Here is a 6,608-nt window from a genome sequence, read left to right as displayed (position 1 = left end):
TCGGGCCTCAGCGCAGCCGAAGTGCTCGCCATCAACAACGCTCTCAAGAGCGGCGACAGCAACAGCGAAAAGCAGGCCTTCATCCGCGCTTTCCTGAACTGATCGCCCCTTGGGCAACCACGACAACAACCGTCAACAGAAAGGATACTGACATGAAAACCCTGATCGCATCCGCCCTCGTCGCAACCGCAGCCCTGACCGGTGCCGCGAACGCCATGACCGCCCCCCAGTTGGACAGCGAAGCCAAGTACGTCCTGCCCGGCGCCGATTTCTCGGGCCTCAGCGCAGCCGAAGTGCTCGCCATCAACAACGCTCTCAAGAGCGGCGACAGCAACAGCGAAAAGCAGGCTCTCATCCGCGCTTTCCTGAACTGATGCGCAAGGATGCCCGGCTCTGCCAAGCGCCTCACTCCCGGGCGACTGGCAGAGCCGCTCCACGCGAAAAAGCCGCCCGGACCCCGGGCGGCTTTTAAATTTTGCGGGTTCTGCTTGATCGCGAGTGCCGCCCCACACAAGGACAACACGCAAGGAAAAAGGGCGCCCCGGTCGGGGCGCCCTTCCAATGCTTTCAGCCGAGTGGCGGCGGGCGCCTTACTCGATGATCTTGGAGACGACGCCCGAACCGACGGTGCGGCCGCCTTCGCGGATGGCGAAGCGCAGGCCGTCTTCCATCGCGATCGGCGCGATCAGCTCGACGTTGAACTTCAGGTTGTCGCCCGGCATCACCATCTCGGTGCCCTCGGGCAGTTCAACCGTGCCGGTCACGTCGGTGGTGCGGAAGTAGAACTGCGGACGGTAGTTCTTGAAGAACGGCGTGTGACGGCCGCCTTCTTCCTTGGTCAGGATGTAGACCTCGCACTCGAACTTGGTGTGCGGCTTGACCGAGCCCGGCTTGCAGAGAACCTGGCCACGCTCGACGCCGTCACGGTCGACACCGCGCAGCAGCGCGCCGATGTTGTCGCCGGCTTCGCCGCGGTCCAGCAGCTTGCGGAACATCTCGACACCGGTGCAGGTCGTCTTCGAGGTGTCGCGGATGCCCACGATCTCGATTTCGTCACCGACGTTGATCACGCCACGCTCGACACGGCCGGTCACAACGGTACCGCGGCCCGAGATCGAGAACACGTCTTCGATCGGCATCAGGAAGGGCTGGTCGACGGCACGCTCCGGCTGCGGGATGTACTCGTCCACGGCGGCCATCAGTTCCTTGATCTTCTCTTCGCCGATTTCCGGGTCACGGCCTTCGAGAGCGGCCAGCGCCGAACCGGCGATGATCGGAACGTCGTCGCCCGGGAAGTCGTACTCGGACAGCAGTTCGCGGACTTCCATTTCCACGAGCTCCAGCAGCTCCTCGTCGTCCACCTGGTCGACCTTGTTCAGGAACACGACCATCGCCGGGATGCCGACCTGGCGGCCCAGCAGGATGTGCTCGCGCGTCTGCGGCATCGGGCCGTCAGCGGCGTTCACCACCAGGATCGCGCCGTCCATCTGCGCGGCACCGGTGATCATGTTCTTGACGTAGTCGGCGTGGCCGGGGCAGTCGACGTGCGCGTAGTGGCGGGCGTCGGTCTCGTATTCCACGTGCGCCGTCGAGATGGTGATCCCGCGGGCCTTCTCTTCGGGCGCGCCGTCGATCTGGTCGTAGGCCTTGAAGTCACCAAAGTACTTGGTGATCGCCGCCGTCAGCGTCGTCTTGCCGTGGTCAACGTGACCAATGGTGCCGATGTTGCAGTGCGGCTTGCCGCGTTCAAACTTTTCCTTTGCCATCTCTCAGACGCCTCACGTTAGAGGGGGCCGCCGACGCGCCCCGAGTTTCATCGCGCGCCGTTTATTGAGTCGGGCAGCGAAAATCAAGCACCTAGTGGGCCCTGGCCCGTGTCGGGCCAAGGCCGGGACCTGTCTCAGCAGGCCCCCTGCACGCGCTTTGCATTGGCGGGCGGCGTATAGTCCTCGGTGAACCAGTCGTCGCTCTCCTGCATCTCGCGCAGCCATTTCTCCATGTCCAGCGCGGCGGCTTCGGCCAGCTTCTGCATCTGCTCTTCACGGGTCAGCTGCAGGCGCGATTCGAAGACCTGGATGACCATGATGTCATGCGCCTTGTTGTTCATCTTGACGCAGTTGCCATCGTCAAAGACCGTCACCGCGACATGCAGGGCCGATTTGCCCGGCACCACCGGCGGCGGCAGCGAATAGGCGATGACCTTGATGCCGAGGTGATAAAGACGCTCGCCCTCGAACCGGGTAAAGCGCTGTTGCATCGCACCGTCCACGGTTTCGATCCATTCCTCCGGCGTCGCGTCGCGCGACACCAAGAGCTTGGCCGGCTCGGGTTTTTCGGTCACGACGGCAACATAGCCCAGCGAGAAATCCCCCAAAGGCTCTGTCGGGCCGGCGAGGTCCTTCGTGGCATCCGTGCAGGCGGCCAACCCCAGGGCCAGCAGCAATACGGCAGCGATCCGGATCATAGACATCCCTCCTTGTCGGCGCTTGCGATAACGCGCCACCCGTCTGCGTGCAATCGGACGGGGGTTTTGTCGACCCCCACGCGGCCCCTATCTTTGCAACAGCGACCGTGGAGCCACAGATGACCCGATCATCCCCAGCACAGGATCCGGACCGCCTGCCCGTCCGTGTCCCGCTTGTCACCCGCCCGCTGGGCCTGTGGGACAGCCTGCGGGCCACGCGCGAAAACGTGCTGTCGATCATCCCCGAGGTGGCGCTGCAACGCCGCATCGTTTCCGGCAGAACCGGTCGGCGCTGGCACATGGTGATGGATCCCGGGGCGATCCGACGGGTCCTTTTGGAGAACCTCGACACCTACCCCAAGTCCCTGGTGACAAAGAACCTTCTGCGTCCGGCCGTCGGCGACTCCCTGTTCATCGCCGAGGGCGCGCACTGGCGGTGGCAGCGGCGCACGGCCGCCCCCGCCTTTTCGCATCGCAACGTGCTCAACCTTGCCCCCGTGATGACCCGCGCCGCGGAGCGGTCCGTCGCAAGGATCGCGGGGGCCGGGCCGCGTGCCGTCGAGATGATGCAGGAAATGGTCACCACCACGTTTGACGTGATTTCGGATGTCACGTTTTCGTCAGGCGAAGGCTTTCAGCGCGATGCCGTCCATCAGGCCATCGACGCCTATATCTCAGAGGCTGGCAAGGTCTCGCTTTTCGACGTTCTGGGCTTTCCCGACTGGGTGCCGCGTCCGGGCCGCCTGCGGGCCGGCGGCGTGACCGAGATGCGCGATGTGGCCGACCGCGCCATCCAGCGCCGTATCGACGAAGGCCCGGGCGACGTGCCGGACCTGCTCGACCTGCTGCTCGCGGGTGAAGATCCGGAGAGCGGGCGCAAGATGAGCCTGCCAGAGCTGCGCGACAACCTGCTGACCTTCATCGTGGCCGGGCACGAAACAACAGCCCTGGCGCTTTCCTGGGCGCTCTACCTCATGGCTTTCGACCAGGAAGCGCAGGATCGCGCCCGGGCCGAGGCGCAGGCCGTGCTGTCGGATGGCCTGGCCCGGGGCGAGGATGTCCCGCGGCTGACCTTTACCCGGCAGGTGGTGGACGAGGCGTTGCGGCTATACCCGCCCGGCGGGCTGGTGTCGCGCACGGCACTGGCAGAGGACAGGCTGTGCGGCACGCGCATCCTGCCGGGCGACACGGTGATGCTGCCGATCTACGCGCTGCACCGGCACGACGCACTGTGGGAGGATCCGCAGGCCTTTCGGCCGGACCGTTGGGCCGGGGACAGGCCGGACCGCTATGCCTATCTGCCTTTCGGAGACGGCCCGCGCATCTGCATCGGGGCCAGTTTCGCCCTGCAGGAGGCCGTGATCATCCTGTCGACCCTGCTGGCCAATTTCCGGTTCACACCCGTGAAGGGGCGCGATCCGAAACCCGTGATGATCCTGACCCTGAGGCCTGAAGGCGGCGTCTGGCTGGAGGCAGAGCGGGTTCTCTAGACACACGCTCCACCAAGCTCGCAAAGGACACCGGTCTTACGACCGGTTCGCGCCCGGAACCCACAAGACATCCGCCTTGCCGTCGTCATTGGCGATCCGCGACGCAACAAAGAACCAGTCGGACAGGCGGTTGAGGTATTTGACCGCTTCCGGGTTCACCGTCTCCATAGTGGCCAGTTCCACCACGAAACGTTCCGCCCGGCGGGCCACCGTCCGACAATGGTGCAGATGCGCCGCAAGGGCCGTGCCGCCGGGCAGGATGAAGCTCCGCAGCGGCTCCAGCCGTCCGTTCATCCCGTCGATTTCGGTCTCAAGCCGCGTCACCTGGCTCGCGTCCATGCGCAGCGGCGGATATTCCCGCTCGGTGTCCTTTTCCATGTCGGGCGTGCACAGGTCTGCGCCCAGGTCGAACAGGTCGTTCTGGATGCGGCTCAGCTGGCCCTCAAGCTCACCTTCGGCCTGCAGACGTGCCAGCCCGACGACCGAATTCAGCTCGTCCACCGTGCCATAGGCCGTCACCCGCGTGGAAAACTTCGCCACGCGCGCGCCATTGCCCAGCGCGGTTTCCCCGGCATCGCCGGTCTTTGTGTAGATCTTGCTTAGAACAACCATGTCATTTCCCCCGGATCCAGACGAACGCCAGGATCAGAATCACCGCGATGAACTGCGCCGCGATCCGCCAGCGCATCACCTTGTTTGCGTGTTTCCTGTTGAATTCTCCACCCTTGGCAAAGGTCCCGATGCCGAAAAGCAGAATGCCGAGCACCACCAGAACGGCGACACCGACGACGATGAACAATGGATCCTTGGCCATGATATCTCCCGGGTTTTGCGTCTCACATAGCGGACATGTTCGAAAAGGCGACAGGGCGTAGAGTCACCCCTTGGCCACCAGCCAGTCCATCGCCCGGGTCGGCAACAGACGCCGCAAGCCACCCATCAACCAGGTCGCGGTGGTGATGTAGTAGCGCGGGCGCGGGCGCGGGCTTTCCAGAGCGTGGACCAGTTTCGCGGTCACCGCCGATGGCGGCAGTTCAAAGGTATCCGGCCCGCGATCCTCGTACAGGCGTTTCAGCAGCTTCGCTTCGTACTGGGCCCTGCGCGGGCTGGTCTGCCAGTCGATCCAGCGTTCGAAATGCGGGATCGCGTTGACCCGGATCCTTGACGTCACCGGCCCGGTGTTCAGCGTGACGACATGGATCGGCGTGTCGCGCATCTCGATTCTCAGGGTGTCGGTCAGGGCTTCGGTGGCGTGCTTGGTCGCGTTGTAGGCCGACCGCCAGGGCGCCACGACAAGGCCCAGAACCGAACTGTGATTGACGATCCGCCCATGCCCCTGCGCCCGCATGACGGGGATCACCCGCCGCGTCAAGTCGTGCCAGCCAAAGACATTCGCCTCGAAGATCTCGCGCAGCGCCTGGACCGGCAGATCCTCCGAGGCGCCCGGCATGGCATAGGCACCGTTGTTGAACAGCGCATCCAGCGTACCGCCCGTGGCGGCCAGGACCTTATCCAGAGCGGATGCGATGCTGGCGGGGTCAGTGTAGTCCAGCCGCGGACTTTCGAACCCCTCGGCGCGCAGCCTTTCGCAATCCGCCTCTTGCCGGCAGGCGGCAAAGACACGCCAGCCACGCGCCTTCAGCCCGTGCGCCGCGTCGTACCCGATGCCAGAGGAACAGCCGGTGATGAGAATGCTGCGTGTCGTCATGGGCGCGATTTAGGACAGGCCAACGGCAAATGAAAGCGCGTCCGACCAGCGCGCCCCAGCCCGCAACCTAGTCCGCCGCCTCGAGGAAATCGTCGGACATCCAGCCGGTCGCCTCGTCAAGCCCACTCAGCACCCGCAGCCTGACCCAGCCGTCGCCGGTGTCGTCCAGCACCTCGACCTCGTCGCCCTCGAACAGCTGGGTGATCACATCATAGCTGGTCGCCGGTCCATCGCGCAGGTTCACCCGCGTGCCGGTCACGATACGCAGGTCACGCTCGTCCGGCGCCACCACGGGCGCCGCGCCATCGCCCACCCGCGATCCCAGCGGCGCACCATCGCCCAGGCCCGCGATCTGCGGAATCGGGTCTTCCGGCCCAACGGACTCGGGGATCACGCCCGGCCCCAGCGCATCCGCTAGCGAACGCGCGAGTTCATCAGCCGGCTCCGCCGCATCGGGCGCTGGCGGCGGTGTGTTGTCCTTGACGATCGCATCGGCCAGTGCGGCGGCGATCTCGTCCTCTGGGTCGGGACTCGCGGCCTCCGGCGCGGGGGTCACGACCTGCGATGCGGGATCGGCAACCTCCGGCTCGGGCTCGGGCGCGCGGACGGTCTTGGACGGCAGCGGATCGCGCGGCGCAAGCGAGCTGACCCGCGGCTCTGCGGCGGGTTCCGGCGCGGGATCGGGGCGGCGCGCGGTCAGGGAATTGTCCAGCGGGCGTACCTGCGGCGTGCTCGGTCTCACGTCCGCCAGGATGGTAACGCCATGCTCTCCGGGTTCGAAATCGCTGCCCCCCGAGAGCTGCCACCAGGCCACGCCCAACAGCAGAAAGGTCATCAGCATCGTGCCGCGGACAATCATTCCCCAGGTCTCCATTCAGTCACCGCCCCACCGACCGGGCGGCATCGTCCGTTGATAGCCGATTTGACGCGCCCCTCGTAGGGTCTT

8 protein-coding genes are annotated in these 6,608 nt (G+C 65.4%); 2 read left to right on the top strand and 6 right to left on the bottom strand.

Features of this window, described 5'->3' with window-relative positions; genetic code table 11:
* Positions 1–152: 152 nt before the first annotated feature.
* Positions 153–374, top strand: a complete 222-nt coding sequence (locus tag RBB42_RS22150) for a hypothetical protein (RefSeq protein WP_305971657.1) — start codon at positions 153–155, stop codon at positions 372–374.
* Positions 375–590: 216 nt separating this feature from the next.
* Here the strand turns inward: RBB42_RS22150 and tuf are convergent, their stop codons facing one another.
* Positions 591–1,766 carry an elongation factor Tu gene (tuf, locus tag RBB42_RS22145; RefSeq protein ID WP_305971658.1) on the bottom strand — a complete coding sequence of 392 codons (1,176 nt, stop codon included), beginning with the start codon at positions 1,764–1,766 and terminating at the stop codon, positions 591–593.
* Positions 1,767–1,900: 134 nt separating this feature from the next.
* Entirely contained in the window at positions 1,901–2,464 is a 564-nt protein-coding gene (locus RBB42_RS22140) for a hypothetical protein (protein WP_305971659.1), read from the bottom strand.
* 119 nt (positions 2,465–2,583) lie between these two features.
* Between RBB42_RS22140 and RBB42_RS22135 the strand changes: the two genes are divergently transcribed.
* Positions 2,584–3,954 carry a cytochrome P450 gene (locus RBB42_RS22135; RefSeq protein WP_305971660.1) on the top strand — a complete coding sequence of 457 codons (1,371 nt, stop codon included), beginning with the start codon at positions 2,584–2,586 and terminating at the stop codon, positions 3,952–3,954.
* Positions 3,955–3,990: 36 nt separating this feature from the next.
* On the opposite strand, the gene RBB42_RS22130 is transcribed toward RBB42_RS22135, so the two are convergent.
* The 4 genes from RBB42_RS22130 to RBB42_RS22115 form a co-directional block, all read right to left on the bottom strand.
* Complete coding sequence (locus RBB42_RS22130; protein ID WP_305971661.1) at positions 3,991–4,566, bottom strand: cob(I)yrinic acid a,c-diamide adenosyltransferase; 576 nt, start codon at positions 4,564–4,566, stop codon at positions 3,991–3,993.
* A gap of 1 nt (position 4,567) precedes the next feature.
* A complete protein-coding gene (locus tag RBB42_RS22125) occupies positions 4,568–4,768 on the bottom strand; it encodes a twin transmembrane helix small protein (RefSeq protein WP_043137474.1) in 201 nt (66 codons plus the stop codon).
* 63 nt (positions 4,769–4,831) lie between these two features.
* Complete coding sequence (locus RBB42_RS22120; RefSeq protein WP_305971662.1) at positions 4,832–5,662, bottom strand: SDR family NAD(P)-dependent oxidoreductase; 831 nt, start codon at positions 5,660–5,662, stop codon at positions 4,832–4,834.
* Between the two features lie 67 nt (positions 5,663–5,729).
* Positions 5,730–6,521 (bottom strand): SH3 domain-containing protein, encoded by a 792-nt coding sequence (locus tag RBB42_RS22115; RefSeq protein WP_305971663.1) that lies wholly within the window; start codon positions 6,519–6,521, stop codon positions 5,730–5,732.
* Positions 6,522–6,608: the final 87 nt, after the last annotated feature.

This window comes from Mameliella sp. MMSF_3455 (assembly GCF_030733205.1).
GTDB lineage: Bacteria > Pseudomonadota > Alphaproteobacteria > Rhodobacterales > Rhodobacteraceae > Antarctobacter.
The sequence above is the reverse complement of the archived record's forward strand: the minus strand, read 5'-3'. Positions and strand labels throughout refer to the sequence as shown.

Bases quoted from the DNA above. Each gene is read 5' to 3' on its own strand.
- RBB42_RS22120 (WP_305971662.1), bottom strand. From the start codon at position 5,662: ATGACGACACGCAGCATTCTCATCACCGGCTGTTCCTCTGGCATCGGG.
- RBB42_RS22130 (WP_305971661.1), bottom strand. From the start codon at position 4,566: ATGGTTGTTCTAAGCAAGATCTACACAAAGACCGGCGATGCCGGGGAA.
- RBB42_RS22115 (WP_305971663.1), bottom strand. From the start codon at position 6,521: ATGATTGTCCGCGGCACGATGCTGATGACCTTTCTGCTGTTGGGCGTG.
- RBB42_RS22140 (WP_305971659.1), bottom strand. From the start codon at position 2,464: ATGATCCGGATCGCTGCCGTATTGCTGCTGGCCCTGGGGTTGGCCGCC.
- RBB42_RS22125 (WP_043137474.1), bottom strand. From the start codon at position 4,768: ATGGCCAAGGATCCATTGTTCATCGTCGTCGGTGTCGCCGTTCTGGTG.
- tuf (WP_305971658.1), bottom strand. From the start codon at position 1,766: ATGGCAAAGGAAAAGTTTGAACGCGGCAAGCCGCACTGCAACATCGGC.
- RBB42_RS22150 (WP_305971657.1), top strand. From the start codon at position 153: ATGAAAACCCTGATCGCATCCGCCCTCGTCGCAACCGCAGCCCTGACC.
- RBB42_RS22135 (WP_305971660.1), top strand. From the start codon at position 2,584: ATGACCCGATCATCCCCAGCACAGGATCCGGACCGCCTGCCCGTCCGT.